The following is a 19,125-nucleotide window of genomic DNA, read 5'->3' as shown; positions in this document are numbered from 1 at the left end:
CTCGTTTAATTTTGTAAATTTGCCTGCGTTTAACAACGCAACATGACAACTACAACAAAATACATATTTGTAACTGGTGGTGTAACTTCTTCTTTAGGAAAAGGTATCATTGCAGCTTCTCTTGCAAAATTACTCCAGGCCCAAGGTTACAGGACAACAATTCAAAAATTAGACCCTTATATTAATGTCGATCCAGGGACATTAAATCCGTATGAGCATGGCGAATGTTATGTGACTGACGATGGCGCAGAAACCGATTTAGATTTAGGTCATTACGAGCGTTTTTTAAATGTTCCAACAAGTCAGGCTAATAATGTTACAACTGGTCGTATTTATCAAAGCGTTATTCAAAAAGAACGTAGAGGAGAGTTTTTAGGAAAAACGGTTCAGGTAATTCCTCATATTACAGACGAAATTAAAGAACGTGTTCAAATTCTTGGTAAATCTGGAGACTACGATATTGTTATAACAGAAATTGGTGGAACGGTTGGAGATATTGAGTCTTTACCTTACGTAGAGGCTGTAAGACAGTTAAAATGGGATTTAGGAGATAATAACGCTATAGTTATTCATCTAACCTTGGTGCCTTATTTGTCTGCTGCTGGAGAGTTAAAAACCAAACCAACACAACATAGTGTAAAAACATTAATGGAATCTGGAGTCGTGGCAGATATTTTAGTGTGTAGAACAGAACATGAATTGCCAGATGAACTAAGAAGTAAACTAGCAAAATTTTGTAATGTTCGTGAAGAAGCTGTAATTCAATCTATTGATGCTTCTACCATTTACGATGTTCCTAACCTCATGTTAGAACAAGGTTTAGACAAAGTGGTTTTAAAGAAATTAGCTTTAGAAAGTCATACACCAGATTTAACACAGTGGAATAAATTTTTACAACGTCATAAAAATCCAACTACAGAAATAACAATTGGTTTAATTGGCAAGTATGTAGAATTGCAGGATTCTTATAAATCTATTTTAGAAGCATTTATTCATGCTGGAGCAGAAAACGAAGTAAAAGTTAATGTTGAGCCTATTCATTCAGAATATTTAAATGAAGATAGTGTTAAAGCTAAATTAGCACATTTAGATGGTGTTCTAGTAGCACCTGGTTTTGGAGAACGTGGTATTGAAGGTAAAATAGATGCAGTTAAGTATGTTCGTGAAAACAACATACCATTTCTTGGTATTTGTCTAGGAATGCAAATGGCAGTTATAGAATTTGCAAGAAATGTATTAAACTTGAAAGATGCCAATTCTACTGAGATGGATGCAAAAACCAATCATCCTGTAATCGACTTAATGGAAGATCAAAAAAACATTACAGATAAAGGTGGAACTATGAGACTTGGTGCTTGGACTTGCGAATTAAAAATGAATTCTTTAGCACAAAAAGTATATAAATCTAATAGTATTTTAGAAAGACACAGACATCGTTTTGAGTTTAATAATAAATACAAAAAACAAATTGAAGCAGCAGGCATGATTGCAACTGGACTAAATCCAGATACTGGTTTGGTTGAGATTATCGAAATTCCAGAACATCCTTGGTTTGTTGGTGTACAATATCATCCGGAATATAAGAGTACTGTAGCAAATCCACATCCTTTATTTGTGGCATTTGTAAAAGCTGCTTTAAAGCACAAGAAAAATGGGAAAAGTGTCAGTATGGCACAAAAATAATATTGGAGAGCTTTTTGAGTTATCCAAAAGTCTCTTAAAAAGAAAGAGCGTTTAAAATAAATAACCACAACATGGTCTCTTACCTGTATAGGTGGAGAAAATTTATAATATGGAAGAAAAGAAAATTGACATAAATTCGATTATCGGATTTGTACTTATTTTTGGAATACTAGTGTACATGATGTACACAAACAAACCAACAGAAGAAGAACAAGCAGCACAAGAACAGGCTAAACAAGAGCAAGTTGAAGCTGAGAAAAAAGTGGCTGAAAATGATGTAGCTGTTACAACAGCAGAAGATTATTCAGTTGCAACAATATCAGATTCTACACAATTAGTAGCTTTAAATAATAAATTAGGTGCTTTTGCCTATTCATCTACGCTTCCTTCAGCAACAAATAACGAAACCGTTGTAGAAAATGGTGTTTTGTCTCTTAAGTTCAGTAATAAAGGTGGTTATTTATCTGAAATTAAACTAAATAAATTTGTCGATTTCGATTCTGTTCCTATCTATTTAGTTAGAGATGGAAATACAGATTTCAATATTAATTTTGGAACAACCGATAGCAGAATATTAAATACAAAAGATCTTTACTTTCAACCAACGGTTACAAAAAATGGAGAGAATACTGTAGTTTCTATGAAACTAAAAGTGTCTCCAGAAAAATATTTGGAGTATCGTTATGAACTAAAACCAAATGATTATATGGTAGATTTTACCATTCAATCTAAAGGGTTAAACAATGTTATTAATAGCTCTCAAGAAGTAAATTTAGATTGGAAATTAGACACCTATCGTCATGATCAAAGTATTTCATACGAGAATCGTTATACAAGATTAACTTACCAATACGAAGAAGGGAAAATAGACAAACTATCACAAGCTGGTGAAGACGAGGAAACAATTCAAGACCTTAAATGGCTTTCCTATAGACAACATTTTTTTAGTTCTATATTAGTTTCTAAAGAGCCATTAAAAAATGTTAGAATCACGTCCAAAGATTTAGTTGCAAACGAAGATATTGATACGTTATTTACAAAACAGTTTACTACAAAACTGCCTCTAGCATTTCAAGCAGGAGAAATTAATCAACCTTTGCAGTTCTATTTCGGTCCAACAGATAGTAAGATTTTAAAAAAATATGATGATAATCTAGACGAAAGTATTCCATTTGGATGGGGAATTTTTGGATGGATTAATAAAGCCTTATTTATACCTTTATTCGGTTTCTTAAGTGGCTTCTTACCTTATGGTATTGCTATTATTGTCATGACCATTCTTATTAAGTTATTAATGTCTTTTGTACAATACAAACAATTCTTATCTCAGGCAAAACTAAAAGTTTTAAAACCTGAATTAGATGAAATAAAAGAAAAGTATAAAGACAATAAAATGAAAGCGCAACAAGAAACTATGGCGCTTCAAAATAAAGCAGGAGCAAGTCCATTAAGTGGATGTTTACCAGGATTAATTCAATTACCTGTATTCTATGCCTTATTTATGTTTTTCCCTACAGCTTTCGACTTAAGACAGAAAAGTTTTCTTTGGGCAGACGATTTATCTTCTTATGATGCTGTAGCAACATTACCATTTAAAATTCCTTTTTATGGAGATCACGTAAGTTTGTTTCCAATCTTGGCAGCTATTGCTATTTTCTTTTATATGAAAATGACAACAGGACAACAAATGGCATCTCAACCAACTCAAGAAGGTATGCCTGATATGGCTAAGATGATGAAGTACATGATTTATCTCTCGCCATTAATGATGTTGTTTTTCTTTAATAACTATGCATCAGGATTGAGTTTATATTACTTTATCTCAAACATAATTAGTATTGGTATTATGTTAGTTATAAAGAATTATATTCTAGATGAAGATAAAATTCATGCGCAAATTCAGGTGAATAAAAAGAAGCCTAAAAAGCAAAATAAATTTCAAAAGAAGATGGCAGATATGATGGAGCAGGCAGAACATCAAAAACAAGCTCAGCAAAAACGTAAGAAATAACACGTTTTGCTTAAAAATAAGTCTTTCTGAATTCATTTTCAGAACCTCAACAAGCTGCATTTTTGCAGCTTGTTTGTTAAACAACATTTTAGCTTTAAATTCGTTTTTAATATAACATTTTAAGAACCTCTCAATGAGTATGAAACAAATCCAAATCCTTTTAATACTTCTAATGCCAACATTATTCATGGCACAATCCATCAATCTATTAGATGAAAATGGTAAAAGACATGGTGTCTGGAAGAAGAATTTTGAGAACACTAATATTATACGTTACCAAGGAGAATTTAATCATGGTAAAGAAATAGGTCTTTTTAAATTCTACAAAAACATTAACAAAGAAGCTATTTTAACTGCAACCAAGCAGTTCAATGAAAAAAACAATATAGCAGAAGTGACCTTTTATGCATCCAATGGAAAAGTGATTAGCAAAGGACAGATGAATGGAAAAGATTATATAGGTGAATGGACCTATTTTCATAAAAATTCCAATCAGGTTATGACCTTAGAGCATTATAACAGTCAAGGTCAATTAGAAGGCGAAAGTTTGGTATACTATAACAGTGGACAATTAGCTGAAAAAAGAAACTATAAAGACAATAAATTACACGGAAAAGCAATCTGGTTTGACGAAACCGGAAAGGAGATGAAAGAATATAACTATGTAAATGGAGAATTACATGGGAAAGCTAATTTTTATGATGCTACTGGAACTTTAGAAATTGAAGGTCAATATAAAAACGATAGAAAAGATGGGGTTTGGAAATACTATAAGAATGGTGAATTAACTGAAGAAAAGGATTTTACACGCTATACTAAAAACCCGTACTTAAAAAAGGATTAATTTTTTATTAGACTATAAAAATATAAAAGCTCCTTATAAAAATAAGGAGCTTTACTTTTTTAGGTATTTCGCAAGTTGAGTAAGCTATTAATCAATCGAAGTTTGGAGTCCACCTAAACATAAGTGCTGTAAATATAGAAAAAAATAATCTTATTTAAAACTTTCAAAATTCTAAATTTTTTAAAGCTTCTTAAGTCATTGATAACTATTAGTTTAAAAAAATCAATATGAATTTTAAATAAGTTTAAAAGTGACAAATACCTGTAAAATCCATATCTTTGCAAATTGAAAATATGAAGAATAAACGCGTAATAGTTGGACTTTCTGGAGGTGTAGATTCCAGTGTAGCTGCATACTTGTTAAAAGAGCAAGGTTATGAAGTTATTGGCTTGTTTATGAAAAACTGGCATGACGATTCTGTAACTATTTCTAACGAATGTCCTTGGTTGGACGATAGTAACGATGCCATGCTTGTGGCAGATAAATTAGGCATTCCGTTTCAAACGGTTGACTTAAGCGAACAATATAAAGAACGTATTGTAGACTATATGTTTAACGAATACGAAAGAGGAAGAACACCTAATCCAGACGTGCTTTGTAATAGAGAAATTAAGTTCGATGTCTTTATGAAAATCGCTTTAGAACTTGGAGCAGATTATGTAGCGACTGGTCATTACTGTAGAAAAGGAACCATAGAAAAAGATGGTAAAGAAATTTATCAATTACTTTCAGGAGCAGATTCAAATAAAGATCAGTCTTATTTTCTATGTCAATTGTCTCAAGACCAATTAGCAAAAGCGTTGTTTCCAATAGGCGAATTGCAAAAGCCAGAAGTTAGAGAAATTGCAGCTCAACAAGGTTTAATTACAGCCGAAAAGAAAGATTCGCAAGGACTTTGTTTTATAGGAAAAGTGAGATTGCCTGAATTTCTTCAGCAACAACTAAAACCTAAAGAAGGTGTTATTGTTGAGGTTCCTAAAGATTTTGATGCCTATAACCAAGAGCTTCCAAACTTTTCCTCTAAAGAAGGAGAACTTGAATATTTATCAAAAAAAATACCATATGCCATTCAAGATGGGAAAGTAGTAGGTAAACATCAAGGAGCCCATTATTTTACTAAAGGACAACGAAAAGGTTTGTCAGTTGGTGGAACTGTAGAGCCTCTCTTTGTTATAGACACCAATGTAGACGATAATATTATTTACACTGGTCAAGGAAATAAACATCCTGGTTTATTTAAATCGGTTCTATTCGTAACTAATGAAGAATTGCATTGGATTCGTGAAGATCTTCAACTTAAAGTAGATGAAACTATGGATGTCATGGCTAGAATTCGCTATAGACAAGCATTACAAAAAGCCACTCTTTACAGAGTAGATTCTGGTTTATATGTAGAATTTCAAGAACCTCAATCTGCCATTACAGAAGGTCAATTTGTTGCTTGGTATCTACAAGATGAATTAGTTGGTTCAGGAGTAATTTCTTAAATTGCATGAGTAAACAGTTTACTCATGACCTCAAGACTACTTTTTTTATTACTGCTTTGTTTTCAACTTCAAATTTTTGCTCAAGAAGATGCTTGGGTTTATTTAACAGATAAAGAAGATGTAGCAGCTTCCATTGCAAATCCCATTTTAATTTTATCTCAAGAAGCCATTGATAGAAAGCAGGCTCATGGAATAATAATTGATGAACGCGATGTGCCTGTTAATGAAAATTATATTTCACAATTAAAAACAGAAATAGGAATTACAGTACTTGCCAAATCCAAATGGTTTAATGCTGTTCATGTTCGTGGCAGTGAAACAGACATCAATAATTTATTGGGATTAGCATTTGTGGATTACATTGTGTTTGCTGATAAGAATTTGAATGCCAGAATAAGTGAACCAAAAAATAAATTCGATTTTGAAGCAGCACGAACAACTTTTAACTATGGAGATGCTGCTAATCAAATTCAAATGATTCATGGAGATGAATTACATCAATCAAATTTCACAGGAACAGGAATGACCATTGCAGTAATTGATGCTGGATTCCCAGATGTGAATACCATGGGAGGATTTCAACGATTAAGAGATAACAATGGCATTATAGGTGGTTACGATTTTTTTGATAGAAATCCGGATGTGTATGCAAACACCTCAAGTGGTCATGGTACTTATGTTTTGAGTACAATGGCTGGATATATTGAAGATGCATATGTAGGTACTGCACCAGATGCATCTTACTATTTATTTAGAACCGAAAATGCACCAAACGAAAATCCGGTTGAAGAAAGTCTTTGGGTGGAAGCTGCCGAACGTGCAGACAGTTTAGGTGTAGACATAATTAATTCGTCTTTAGGTTATAAAACCTACGATAACCCGAATTACACACATTCAGATTCAGATTTAGATGGTTTAACTACTTACATTAGTAAAGGTGCCAATATCGCTTTCGAAAAAGGCATGTTAATTGTAAATTCTGCTGGAAATGCTGGAGCAAACGGGTTAAATGCACCTGCAGATGCTGCTGGCGTATTTACTATTGGTGCAGTGGATGCAGATAGAGAATATGCTTACTTTAGTTCGGTAGGAAGTATGTTTCAGCCAACACAAAAACCAGATGTGGTTACTCAAGGAGAAGCTAGTTATATTATAAGGCGTAATAATACCATTGGTACAGCTAATGGCACGTCTTTTAGTTCTCCAATTATGGCTGGAGCATTGGCTTGTTTGTGGCAAGCTTTACCAGATTTAAGCAATACTGAAATTATGCAATTGGTTCGGGAAACTGCTTCACAATATAATTCTCCGGATTATTTTTTAGGTTATGGAATCCCTAATTTAGCCTTGGCTTTAAGTCAAGTGTTAAGTATTGAAGAAATTGAAAATGCGCAAACTCATATACGTGTCTATCCTAATCCAGCTTATCATGCTGTTCATATTTCTTTGCCTTCAACGGAAAAGCAAGTACAAATTATAGTGTATAATATTTTAGGAAAAAAAGTATTGGATAGACAACTAAGTGAATCATCGACAATAGATGTATCATCATTGTCTAAAGGTGTTTATCTATTAAAAATGGAAACACAAAACGGATCATTTACTAAAAAATTAATCAAGAATTAATGCAAAACAGAATCACACAATTATTCAATATAAAATATCCTATCATCCAAGCAGGCATGATTTGGAATTCAGGTTGGCGTTTGGCCTCAGCAGCTAGTAATGCTGGCGCATTGGGTTTAATAGGAGCTGGATCTATGTATCCTGATGTCTTAAAAGAACACATTCAAAAATGTAAACAAGCTACAGATAATCCTTTTGGTGTTAATGTCCCAATGCTATATCCAAATATTCAGGAAATCATGGATATTATTGTGGAAGAAGGCGTAAAGATTGTTTTTACTTCAGCAGGAAACCCAAAAACATGGACAGGTTGGTTACAAGAAAAAGGCATTACAGTAGTTCATGTGGTTAGTAGTGTCAAATTCGCATTAAAAGCTCAAGAAGCTGGAGTAGATGCTATAGTTGCTGAAGGTTTTGAAGCTGGAGGACATAATGGAAGAGACGAAACTACCACCTTAACTTTAATCCCAATGGTGAAGGAACAATTACAAATCCCGTTGATTGCAGCAGGTGGTGTTGCAACTGGAAAAGCCATGTTGGCAACTATGGTTTTAGGAGCAGATGCCGTTCAAGTTGGTAGCCGATTTGTGGCTAGTGAAGAAAGTTCAGCACATCAAGCTTTTAAACAGGTAGTGGTTGATGTTAAAGAAGGTGATACCCAATTAACTTTAAAAGAACTGGCACCTGTAAGACTGGTGAAAAACAAATTCTTTAACGAGATTCAAGACCTATATAAAACCTCTCCAACTAAAGAACAGCTTATAGAATTATTAGGAAGAGCCAGAGCCAAACGAGGTATGTTTGAAGGCGATTTAGACGATGGCGAATTAGAAATAGGACAAATTGCAGGCTTGATTCACGACATTAAACCAGCTGCTCAAATTGTGAAAGATATGATGTTGGAATTTGAGGAGGCGAAGAAAAGTGTTTTGAATTTTTAAATTATTGTTTCATTAACTCATCAATAGAAACTTGATATAACCTACTAGAACCATTATCAGCTTTATTGAGTTCTGTTATAAGCTCTTCAGTTGTTAATGGTTTTTCTTGTTGTACTTTGGTATTATCTCGTTTACTAGTAAAGTATAAGGTATTTGTTTTGGTGTCAACAAAAGGGCAATAATCCATTTTATCTGAATTTATGTTGTCACCTAAATTTTTGGCAACAGTCCATTGATCTTCTGTTTTGAAACTGATGTACAAGTCACCACTTCCAAAACCATCTTTTCGGTTATAACTTCCAAAAAGTAAATAAGACTCGTCTGGAGCTATAAAGGCATTGTATTCATAGCCTTCAGTATTTATAGATAAACTTAGTTTTTCAGGAGTTTGGTATGTTTCATTTTTAAATTCACTGACATAAATATCATCCTTCGTTTTTAAATCTGGATGATCTCTAGTAAAATAGAAATTCCCATTATTAGCAATAGAAGGGTAAAACTCTCCATGTTTTGTATTTATTGGAGATCCCATATTTATTGGTTCAGACCAAACTTCATTTAAAGTTTGTCTTTCAACAAACCAAATATCAAAATCTTTGGGTTCAAGAGTTTCGTTAGATAATGGTCTGGTTGACACAAAATAAAGTTTCAATCCGTCGTTTGAATAAAAAGGTTCCAAATCGAAAAACTGACCAGAAAATGAAGCTACTTCTGGTGTAGACCAACTATTATTAGTTTTCTTTGAAATTACAATTGCTGATAAATTCCCCAAGACACTTTGAGCAGTAAACATCATTTCATTGCCATTTGGTGATATAGCAAGATCTCTAACGTTTGGAAAATTACTAGTGATTTCGGCTAAAAATAATTCAGGAGTTTCTTGAGAAATACCCAAAAGACTAAAAAATAATAACAAAGTAGTACTAATAGATTTCATATAATTATTTTGAAACAAGATACTACAGGGATTTTATTAGTTATCTTAAAATCATGTTAATCTAGGATAAAAAACAACCTTAGTTAGTTTTACAAAAACCTAAATACTACTTTTGCCGAATGGTTTATACCATTTTGTGATAATAATTTATTAAAAGAAAATAAAAAGATTTTTGTGTTAGGCGAGAAAGAAAAATCAAGCATAGCATCGTTACGGTTTATTTTTATTTTGAAGCATAGCGCAAAAAGGTATTATTTAATTGAAACAATTACTATCATTAAATGGTATTAAGTAACTATACAAAAGAATTTAAATACAACTGGAAACTATCAGCTCCTGTCATGTTAGGTATGCTAGGTCATACTTTTGTACAGTTTATTGATAATATAATGGTTGGGCAATTAGGTACAGCCGAATTGGCAGCAGTATCTTTAGGTAATAGTTTTATGTTTATTGCCATGTCTTTAGGAATCGGTTTTTCTACTGCCATAACACCATTGGTTGCTGAAGCAGATGCTGCAAAAAACTTCTCAAGAGGTAAATCGGCTTTTAAGCATGGTTTGTTTTTATGTACTGTTTTAGGAGTGTCATTATTCCTGTTAGTGTTTTTTGCAAAACCACTTATGTATTTAATGAAACAACCCATAGAGGTGGTCGAATTGGCCATACCTTATTTAGATTTGGTTGCAGTTTCATTAATTCCTTTAATTGTTTTTCAGGCTTTTAAACAATTTAGTGATGGCTTATCTATGACTAGATACCCAATGTATGCTACAATCCTAGCAAATGTTATAAACGTCATTCTTAACTATCTGCTAATTTTTGGAAAATTCGGATTTCCAGAACTCGGAATAGTTGGTGCAGCCTATGGAACCTTAGCTTCTAGAATAGTTATGGTAGCTTATTTGTGGTGGTTGTTAAAAGGAAAAGAGAAATCGAAAGCTTATTTAACTAACATAAAGTTCTTTTCCTTAAATAAATTGATGCTTCAAAAATTAATGAATTTAGGATCGCCAAGTGCCATGCAAATGTTTTTTGAAGTAGCCATTTTTACAGCTGCTATTTGGTTAAGTGGACTGTTGGGTAAAAATCCACAAGCTGCCAACCAGATTGCTTTAAACTTATCTTCTATGACCTTTATGGTAGCTATGGGATTAAGTGTCACATCTATGATACGTGTAGGAAATCAAAAAGGACTTAAAAACTATCTGGAGTTAAGACGTATTGCGTTTTCTATTTTTTTATTAGGATTTATTTTTGCTGTTATTTTTGGGTTGTTATTTTTTATTTTCCATCAACACTTGCCAAAAATTTATGTCGATTTTAACGATTTAGAAAACCTAGCAGATAATACTGAAGTAGTAAGTATTGCTTCAAAACTATTAATAGCTGCAGCCTTTTTTCAGATTAGCGATAGTATACAAGTGGTTATGCTTGGTGCTTTAAGAGGTTTGCAAGATGTTAAAATACCAACAATAATTACCTTTATATCCTATTGGATTATTGGTTTTCCAATTAGTTTTTACTTAGGAAAAGAAGAGGCTTATGGAAGCTTTGGTATTTGGTTAGGTTTACTAGCTGGTTTAACAACAGCAGCTATTTTATTGTATATTCGATTTAATTATTTAACTAAAAAGTTAATTTTGTCAAACAACTAACAACTAACAACTAACAACTAACAACTAACAATTAACATGGATTTTCCTAAATTTTTACTTGGCGATAACACAGATTACCCAAGTGCTATATTTGTAATACATACAGAATTCCCTAGATTTATTATTAATTTAGAGAATGATGAGGTTGAATGGCTTGAAGATTTCGACCAGCATGATCAAAAGGAACTTGAAACTGAAGCTGAAGGATTAATCCAACAAGCAACAGATTTTTACGATAGAGAAATTTTACGTTACGAAGACTAAACAAGATGCTTGAACAATTAGTACAACTAGATACAGAACTTTTTTTATACCTAAATAATTTAGGGACTACAACTTGGGATGCTTTTTGGATGTTTTATACAACAAAGTTTTATTGGATTCCGTTCTATGCTGTTTTATTGTATTTAATATTTAAGCAACAAAGTCTTAAGTTTTTTGCTGTTACTATAATTATAATAGTGCTTATGGTAACATTTACAGACCAAGTTACTAATTTGTTTAAACATGGTTTCGAACGTTTTAGACCTTGTCATCAAGAAGGAGTAAAAGACGTTATGAGGATTGTTAAAGAAGGTTGTGGTGGACGATTTGGTTATTTCTCAGGTCATGCATCTAATTCTATGGCTGTAGCTGTTTTTGCAGGATTGTTATTAAGACATAAATACAAAAATTTGATTTTCTTTTTACTTTTCTGGTCGGCTTTAATGGGCTACAGTAGAATTTATATTGGTGTTCATTATCCACTGGATGTATTGAGTGGTTTTATTTTTGGATCACTTTCAGGATTTATGTTTTATAAAATAAGTCAGTTTATAAAGCATAAGTACGAGCTTTATTAAGTTATTTCCTTTCAAAAATATAATACACATTCAAAAGCCTGTCATTGTACTGTTTCGAATCTTCAGGGAAACGATTTATATTATAAGTCGTAATTTCTTTTATGTAATATATACCTTCTAATTTAGTTAGGGTCTTTTCATTAAAAGTTTCTTTTGTTAACAGACCAAACTTGTCATCATCAGGCAAGTTATCTAGTCCATCATGAAAGGATATAAAAGGAATTTTTTCTCCATAATACCAAAGCATTTCTGGTGAGATATAGTTTTCACCATACATGTTAATACCTTGCTTTTTAACTTCAGCTTTTAGACCAGTTATTGGGTTGTATTTTTCATTTGTAAATCCTTTTGTAAGTGGTAAGGCTGTTATGATAACACAGGCAAAAAACAAAACTGTTAAAGAAAACACTTTCGACATGTCTTTCTTCTTTAAATAAAGTAAAATAAACACACCAATACTGAATAATACAACTGAAGCTAAAATGTATGAAAACAGATGATTAGAGATAGTGTCTTTCAAAAACACATAACTTAAAATAGGAAAAGCGATACCTATAAAGGCAATCAATCCAAAATTAAAATAGACAGGAATGGTTTCTTTTTTATCTGTCATATTTTTAAAATGTTTAATCAGATAATCTACATAAAACCCAATATTAATGGCTAATGGAATTAAAACAGGCATTAAATACCTTGATTTTTTCTCAGGAATAATCGAAAGTAAAACGACTGCAAAAAGCGTCCAAAGAATACTAAATTGATAGACTTTTAAATAACTTACTCTAGACTTTAAATATGGATACAGCAGGCTTATAAATGCAGGAATAGTCCAAAGACCACTTTGTACAAAAAAGCTCCAGTAATAGTAAAAGGGTCTAATGTTGTAGCTTGACCAATTGGAAGTTTCCTTTTGAGTAATGGCATTAAATGTTGCAGGATCTTGAAACCTCACATACAAATACCACCAAGCACCAATAGCAAAGGTTAGGATTAAAATACTAACAAACGAAAATGCTTTAGCTTTTACTTGCTTGTATTTAAAAGTAAATCCATAGGCCAGTAAAAACGGCAACATTAAAGCGTACATTGAAATAGGACCTTTACATAAAAAAGATAAACCTAAAAAGCATCCTGCTAATAAGCTGTGTTTCCAATAGTTTTTTTCTTTTTTAAATACTGAGAATAAATGATAGATGGCTATACACATAAAACCATGTGTAAAAATATCCCAAGGAGCTTCAATAGTAATACCAATAATATAGAATGATGTTAAGGCAATAAATGCATTCCTGGTACTTAAAGAGATATCTTCTGTGGCTATTTTAGATATTTTAAATATATAAATACCAATAACCATGATAAATAGAATGGCTGGAAGTCTTAAAGCAAAGGTGCTTTTTAATCCAAAAAGCATTCCAGAAATGGCTGTTAACCAGGTTGGTAAAGGAGGTTTTTCGTAACGTGGTTCCCCATTCATAGTTGTTAATAACCAGTTGCCATCATCTACCATTTCTCTAGCAGTAATAAAATTTCTGGCTTCCATAATAGAAACGTCTATCACATTCAAATTAGGCAATAGCATGACTAGTGTAAAGACAATAATACTTAATATGGGATATTTTTTAAAAAGCTTTATCATTTCGATTTGTTTAATAAAACAAGGTTTCTAATGTAAATGACTGTTCCTAATATATGACCAACAAACAAAACAGGATCTTCTCTAAAAATGGCATAGGTTAGAATTAAAATAGAACCAACCAAACTTAAAACCCAGAACCCAAGTGGTAAGGCAGATTCTTTGCGTCTTTCAGAATAAATCCATTGATAAACAAAACGAAGTGTAAAGACTATTTGAGACACAATACCTAAAGTCAATAACCAAAACGGAATGGCTTCATTTTTAAATAATAATTCAACGTCTATCACATTATTATTGTAATAGAAAATAACGATTAAAATAGGGACAAAAAATAAAAATAACTGAATTAGCTTAGGTAAACGTTGCCATTGGTTCTGTAATTGTAAGTTTCTTATATATATAAAGTAGGTAAGTGCCTGACCAAACATAATAGCAAAATCGTTTCTTAAATATCCATAAATAAATAACAGGAAAGAGGCAATTAAGCTTAAAGACCAAAAAAGCGTTGGCGTAGAAACTTGTTTTTTCTTTTCGGATGTTAGCCATTGAATTATCAATCTAGAAGAAAATAAAATCTGTGCTAGAAATCCAATGCTATATATAATCCAGCTATCCATTATCCTTTTTTAGCTATGGAATAATTAATGTATTTTCTCTTCATCCATAAATAAGCAAAGCAATCCATTAATGGTCCAAGTAAACGGTTCCACAATCCAAATTTAGCTGTTCCAGCTATTCTAGGAAAATGCTGAACAGGAATCTGAATAATTTTCCCTTCTTGCAATAAAATCATAGCAGGTAAAAATCTGTGTAAACCTTTAAACATGGGAATACGTTTGGCATAGTCTGTTTTAATTACTTTTAAAGGACAACCAGTATCGTCCATCCCATCATGAGTAAAAGCACGACGAATGCCATTAGCAATAGTAGACGACATATTCTTTACAAAACTATCTTTTCTATTGGCTCTAACACCAGTTACTAAATCGTATTCGCCAATATGTTCAAGTAGTAAATTAAAATCTTCAGGAGCTGTTTGTAAATCGGAGTCAATATAACCAACAAGTTCTGTATCAGCACAATCAAACCCAGCTTTTATAGCGGCACTTAAACCTCTATTCTCTTTAAAACTAATAAAAGTAAAATCTGTTTGCCTGCTACAAATAGCTTCAATAAGTTCTTGGCTTTGATCTTTCGAACCATCATTAACAAAGAGGATTTTTGTTTTCTTGGTGGCTATTTTTATATAATCAAGTAATGCTTGTTCTACCCGAATTAAATTATCTTCTTCATTATAAACTGGAACTATAATGGTAAAATTGTAATTCATAAATGGATTGTTGGTTTTACAAATGTATTCTTTTTTGAAGAATTCTAATCTTACAAAAAAAAAATGTTTCTTTGTAAGAATAATTAGAATAATCATTTATGAAAATTTTAGTAACAGGAGCCGTTGGATTTATTGGTTCTCATACAGCAGAGCGTTTACAAAGTTTAGGTCACCAAGTTATTGGGATTGATAATTTTTCACCTTATTATAGTGAGACTTTAAAAAAACTAAACGAAAAAGCGCTAGGTGAAAAGGGGATATCTGTTATTAAAAAAGATTTAAGAGATCAGGATTTGGCAGATAGCTTGCCAAAAGACATTGATTATATTTTTCATTTTGCTGCACAACCTGGAATTTCCAAAACATCTACGTTTGAAGATTATTTTTCAAATAATATTATTGGGACAAAGAATCTAATTGATTATGCGTTACAACTAACAAACTTAAAGATGGTTGTTAATATAGCTACCTCTTCTATTTATGGTTTAGAAGCAACATTTCCAGAAAGTGTAGCTCCAAAACCTGCTTCGCATTATGGTGTTACAAAATTAGCTGCCGAACAATTAATTCTTCAAAAATCTAGAGAAAAGCAATTTAAAGCTTGTTCTTTAAGATTGTATTCTGTTATAGGTCCAAGAGAGAGACCAGAAAAAATGTACACAAAATTAATAGCTTGTGGGTTTAATAACGAGGCTTTTCCATTATATGAAGGTAGTGCAACTCACTTGCGTAGTTTTACTTATGTTGGAGATATTGTTGATGGTATTGTAAGTGTTATTAATAATGAAGATGCTGTTGATGGCGAAATTATTAACCTTGGAACAGAAGTAGAACACACAACTCAAGAAGGTATTGAAGCTGTTGAAACGGTTATTGGAAAAACGATACAGATAAATCATGTGGAGGCTAGAGCAGGAGACCAGCTTCGTACAAAAGCCAATATTGATAAAGCTAAAAAATTACTTAATTACAATCCACAAACAACCTTATTAGAAGGTGTTAAAAAGCAGGTGGAATGGTACGAGGCTAATTTCTTATAGTCTTAATTATACGTAGTTGTGCAATAGCATTGATTTATCTTTGCCAGCCACTTATTAAACAGAACTTTCGGATTTTAGCTACAACCTTACAATTTAACAACAAACACCTTAAAGAATTATTCGTGTATTCGTGACAAAAACTCTATATCTTGAATTTTAAACCTTGAATTTTAAGAGATAATCAGCAGCTGCAAAAGGCGTGGTTTTATTTTCTTCAATAAGTTGTAATTGTTTTTCTAAAGCTGCTTTCATGTCTTTGTTATTAAAGAAGTTAGACTTTAAATGATCTTCGATGGTTTGTATCAACCAAAACTTGTTTTGTTCACGACGCTTTTTCTGAAAATATGTGTTGTTAGATGTAAGATTTACATACTCTTGAATTTGTTCCCAAATAGCTTCAATTCCTTCATTTTTTAGAGCACTACAAAGCAATACCTTTGGTTGCCATTCCGATGTTTTTTTAGGATATAAATGCAAAGCTCTGTTAAATTCTACTTTAGCTAGTTTTGCCGATTTTAAATTATCTCCATCAGCTTTATTAATAGCAATTAAGTCTGCCATTTCAATAATACCACGTTTAATACCTTGTAGCTCGTCTCCAGCTCCAGCTAATTTTAGTAGCAAGAAAAAATCAACCATACTATGTACAGCAGTTTCACTCTGGCCAACGCCAACGGTTTCTATTATAATGGTATCAAAGCCAGCAGCTTCACAAAGAATAATGGTTTCACGTGTTTTTCTGGCAACTCCTCCAAGAGAATCTCCTGAAGCCGAAGGTCTAATAAAAGCCTGTGTGTCTTTTACAAGCGCTTCCATTCGTGTTTTATCTCCCAAAATACTGCCTTTAGTCAAGGAACTACTGGGATCGACAGCTAGAACGGCTACCTTTTTACCTTGACTGGTTAAATGGGTTCCAAAGGCTTCAATAAACGTGCTTTTTCCAACACCTGGAACACCAGTAATGCCAATCCTTACAGATTTGTTAGCATTTGGTAAACAACCAGTAATAATGGTATGTGCTTTTTTAAAATGTAACGGATTTTTACTTTCAATAATAGTAATGGCTCGGCTTAAAGCAGTCATGTTACCATTTAAAATCCCTGAAATTAAATCTTCAGCAGAAGGCAGCTTATGGCGTTTAGATTTTATTTTTGAAATAGAAGATGTATTAATGCTTTCAGGTTCTTGAATTCCTTCTTTTTCTTCCAATGCCGATTTTCTTTCTTTTGCCACGAATTTGTTTTATTTTAAAGGAACAACCACTTTCGTATCATCCCAAGCCATGGTTAAAGATAAGTTATCTGTAGAATTATCAAAGCCAATGGTAAACTGTTCTACTGTTATGTTTATTTTTTGCACAGGAACTTCAATATCAATAACATCAAATTCAGGCTCTCTCATAGGTTTCATTTCCATATCAACTCCCCAAGAATATTGTTTCTGATTAAACATAACATGCCATATTGAATCGTCAGGAATTGTCCATAAGGTATATTTTCCAGCTGGAAGAGAATCTTTGCCTACTTTCAAGGCTTTATTGGTTTCAAAAGTTGTAGCTTCATTAGCTCCAGTTCGCCAAACTTGATTATAAGGAACTAAAGCACCAAAAATCTCACGATTACGTTTTGATGGTCTGTTATAAAACACTTTTAACTCTATATCATCCACTGTAAAGCTGACTACCTTTTTTGGACTTAAGGGTTTTTTTAATAACCCATCATTTAAAACAGAGTACACAAAAACACCTATAGCAACAAGAACTAAAAGTCCAATAATCCATTTTAAAAATCTATTCATAACTACTATTTTAATTGTTGTATAAAGATACTTCAAAAGTCATATTCTTTAAAACGGAAACGTTAATTTCTTTTCAAATATTTTCGATATCTTCAAAAATAATTTTCATTTTTTGCAACAAACCATTTTTTCACTCGTCTTTAAAGAGAACTAATCTAAAAAACCAAAAGTAGAGCATGTTTCAAAATCATATTATTGAAAAATGCAAGCAAAACAATCGTAAGGCACAAATGCAGTTATACAACCAGTACTGCCAAGGGATGTATATTGTGGCAAAACGATTTGTTAAACATGAAGCCGAAGCCGAAGATGTGGTTCAGGATGCTTTTATTAAAGCCTTTTCTAAACTCCATCAATATCAAGCTGAGGTGACTTTTGGTGCTTGGTTAAAACGTATTGTTGTTAACACTAGTATGGATGCTTTAAAGTCTAAAAACCAACGTTTGGTTGAATTAGAAGAGGTGCACCTAAAAGTAGTAGATGCAAGTGATGAAGACAAATGGTTAGTAGACGATGCTGTAAGTATAGACAATATTAAGGAAGCCATTAATAATTTATCTGAAAAATATAGGTATGTCGTCATGCTTTATTTAATTGAAGGTTACGACCATCAAGAAATTTCAGAGATTTTAAAAATTTCGGAAGTGGCTTCTAGAACACAGCTTTACAGAGGGAAACTAAAATTACAGGAACTGTTAAAACACACAAAAGATGGCACAAGATCTTAGAGATATAATTAAAAATGATAACAAGCAATCTACTGAAAGAATGCCTGAAGGTCATGAAGCTCGATTTCTAAATAAACTGGAAGCAGAACTTCCAGAGAATCAAAAATCGTCTTGGTCTTGGATGCAATTGGCTGCAAGTATTGTGGTCGTATTTGGTTTGAGTTTTGGTGCTTATAAGTATATCAATAAACCAATAGACATACAAGTGGTAGACACACAACTAGAAACAGTTGAGAAACCAACAAAGTCTTTAGGAGATATTTCACCAGATTTTAAAAAAGTAGAAGATTACTATCTGGCTAATATCAATTACGAGTTATCAAAAGTGAAATTAACACCAGAGAACAAAGAGCTTATTGACGGTTATATCAGTCAGTTAGATGCACTTAATAAAGAATATAAGCGAATCTCCTTAGAGCTCACAAACTCTGGTCCAAATGAGTTAACAGTAAATGCACTTATTACCAATTTAAAGTTTCGTTTAAACCTTATGTATCGTCTAAAAGAGCAATTAGAATCATTGCAAACATCAGAATCAAACAAAAAACGAACAAACATTTAA

Annotated in this window: 18 protein-coding genes; 12 read left to right on the top strand and 6 right to left on the bottom strand. The window is 32.4% G+C overall.

Features of this window, described 5'->3' with window-relative positions; translation table 11 throughout:
- Positions 1 to 42 precede the first annotated feature (42 nt).
- From LX78_RS09790 to LX78_RS09765, 6 genes are all read left to right on the top strand, one after another.
- Entirely contained in the window at positions 43 to 1,683 is a 1,641-nt protein-coding gene (locus tag LX78_RS09790; protein ID WP_109682481.1) for a CTP synthase, read from the top strand.
- Between the two features lie 109 nt (positions 1,684 to 1,792).
- On the top strand, positions 1,793 to 3,694 hold the full coding sequence (gene yidC / locus LX78_RS09785; protein WP_109682480.1) for a membrane protein insertase YidC: 1,902 nt from the start codon (positions 1,793 to 1,795) through the stop codon (positions 3,692 to 3,694).
- A 172-nt stretch (positions 3,695 to 3,866) separates the two neighbouring features.
- Positions 3,867 to 4,538, top strand: a complete 672-nt coding sequence (locus LX78_RS09780) for a toxin-antitoxin system YwqK family antitoxin (protein ID WP_245881512.1) — start codon at positions 3,867 to 3,869, stop codon at positions 4,536 to 4,538.
- A gap of 278 nt (positions 4,539 to 4,816) precedes the next feature.
- A complete protein-coding gene (mnmA, locus tag LX78_RS09775; RefSeq protein ID WP_281267909.1) occupies positions 4,817 to 6,025 on the top strand; it encodes a tRNA 2-thiouridine(34) synthase MnmA in 1,209 nt (402 codons plus the stop codon).
- A 24-nt stretch (positions 6,026 to 6,049) separates the two neighbouring features.
- Positions 6,050 to 7,651: a S8 family serine peptidase gene (locus LX78_RS09770; RefSeq protein ID WP_109682478.1), complete on the top strand. Its 1,602-nt coding sequence runs from the start codon at positions 6,050 to 6,052 to the stop codon at positions 7,649 to 7,651.
- Entirely contained in the window at positions 7,651 to 8,592 is a 942-nt protein-coding gene (locus tag LX78_RS09765) for an NAD(P)H-dependent flavin oxidoreductase (protein ID WP_109682477.1), read from the top strand. Before LX78_RS09770 ends, LX78_RS09765 begins: the two co-directional genes overlap by 1 nt.
- A 1-nt stretch (position 8,593) precedes the next feature.
- Here LX78_RS09765 and LX78_RS09760 read toward each other — a convergent pair whose 3' ends face one another.
- Positions 8,594 to 9,529: a TolB-like translocation protein gene (locus LX78_RS09760; protein ID WP_109682476.1), complete on the bottom strand. Its 936-nt coding sequence runs from the start codon at positions 9,527 to 9,529 to the stop codon at positions 8,594 to 8,596.
- A 281-nt stretch (positions 9,530 to 9,810) separates the two neighbouring features.
- Between LX78_RS09760 and LX78_RS09755 the strand changes: the two genes are divergently transcribed.
- The 3 genes from LX78_RS09755 to LX78_RS09745 are packed head-to-tail and all read left to right on the top strand — an operon-like array spanning position 9,811 to position 12,029.
- Positions 9,811 to 11,187: an MATE family efflux transporter gene (locus LX78_RS09755; RefSeq protein ID WP_109682475.1), complete on the top strand. Its 1,377-nt coding sequence runs from the start codon at positions 9,811 to 9,813 to the stop codon at positions 11,185 to 11,187.
- 36 nt (positions 11,188 to 11,223) lie between these two features.
- On the top strand, positions 11,224 to 11,451 hold the full coding sequence (locus LX78_RS09750; RefSeq protein ID WP_109682474.1) for a hypothetical protein: 228 nt from the start codon (positions 11,224 to 11,226) through the stop codon (positions 11,449 to 11,451).
- Positions 11,452 to 11,456: 5 nt separating this feature from the next.
- On the top strand, positions 11,457 to 12,029 hold the full coding sequence (locus tag LX78_RS09745) for a phosphatase PAP2 family protein (RefSeq protein WP_109682473.1): 573 nt from the start codon (positions 11,457 to 11,459) through the stop codon (positions 12,027 to 12,029).
- A 1-nt stretch (position 12,030) separates the two neighbouring features.
- Here LX78_RS09745 and LX78_RS09740 read toward each other — a convergent pair whose 3' ends face one another.
- From LX78_RS09740 to LX78_RS09730, 3 genes are read right to left on the bottom strand one after another with little or no spacing between them, the layout of a single operon-like run.
- Entirely contained in the window at positions 12,031 to 13,668 is a 1,638-nt protein-coding gene (locus tag LX78_RS09740) for an ArnT family glycosyltransferase (protein ID WP_109682472.1), read from the bottom strand.
- A complete protein-coding gene (locus LX78_RS09735; protein ID WP_109682471.1) occupies positions 13,665 to 14,285 on the bottom strand; it encodes a lipid-A-disaccharide synthase N-terminal domain-containing protein in 621 nt (206 codons plus the stop codon). Before LX78_RS09735 ends, LX78_RS09740 begins: the two co-directional genes overlap by 4 nt.
- A complete protein-coding gene (locus LX78_RS09730; protein ID WP_109682570.1) occupies positions 14,285 to 14,998 on the bottom strand; it encodes a glycosyltransferase family 2 protein in 714 nt (237 codons plus the stop codon). The genes LX78_RS09735 and LX78_RS09730 overlap by 1 nt, the downstream gene beginning before the upstream one ends.
- A gap of 98 nt (positions 14,999 to 15,096) precedes the next feature.
- Here LX78_RS09730 and LX78_RS09725 point away from each other — a divergent pair, with 98 nt between their 5' ends.
- Complete coding sequence (locus tag LX78_RS09725; RefSeq protein WP_109682470.1) at positions 15,097 to 16,038, top strand: NAD-dependent epimerase/dehydratase family protein; 942 nt, start codon at positions 15,097 to 15,099, stop codon at positions 16,036 to 16,038.
- Positions 16,039 to 16,194: 156 nt separating this feature from the next.
- Here LX78_RS09725 and meaB read toward each other — a convergent pair whose 3' ends face one another.
- Both meaB and LX78_RS09715 read right to left on the bottom strand, forming a co-directional pair.
- On the bottom strand, positions 16,195 to 17,271 hold the full coding sequence (gene meaB / locus LX78_RS09720; RefSeq protein WP_109682469.1) for a methylmalonyl Co-A mutase-associated GTPase MeaB: 1,077 nt from the start codon (positions 17,269 to 17,271) through the stop codon (positions 16,195 to 16,197).
- Positions 17,272 to 17,280: 9 nt separating this feature from the next.
- Positions 17,281 to 17,835, bottom strand: a complete 555-nt coding sequence (locus tag LX78_RS09715) for a DUF2911 domain-containing protein (protein ID WP_109682468.1) — start codon at positions 17,833 to 17,835, stop codon at positions 17,281 to 17,283.
- 176 nt (positions 17,836 to 18,011) lie between these two features.
- Here LX78_RS09715 and LX78_RS09710 point away from each other — a divergent pair, with 176 nt between their 5' ends.
- Both LX78_RS09710 and LX78_RS09705 read left to right on the top strand, forming a co-directional pair.
- Complete coding sequence (locus LX78_RS09710; protein WP_109682467.1) at positions 18,012 to 18,563, top strand: RNA polymerase sigma factor; 552 nt, start codon at positions 18,012 to 18,014, stop codon at positions 18,561 to 18,563.
- Positions 18,547 to 19,125 (top strand): hypothetical protein, encoded by a 579-nt coding sequence (locus LX78_RS09705; protein ID WP_109682466.1) that lies wholly within the window; start codon positions 18,547 to 18,549, stop codon positions 19,123 to 19,125. The genes LX78_RS09710 and LX78_RS09705 overlap by 17 nt, the downstream gene beginning before the upstream one ends.

The organism is Xanthomarina spongicola (assembly GCF_003148645.1).
GTDB classification, from domain to species: Bacteria; Bacteroidota; Bacteroidia; order Flavobacteriales; family Flavobacteriaceae; genus Xanthomarina; species Xanthomarina spongicola.
Note: the sequence above shows the minus strand (reverse complement) of the source record. Positions and strands in the feature narration are given on the sequence as shown.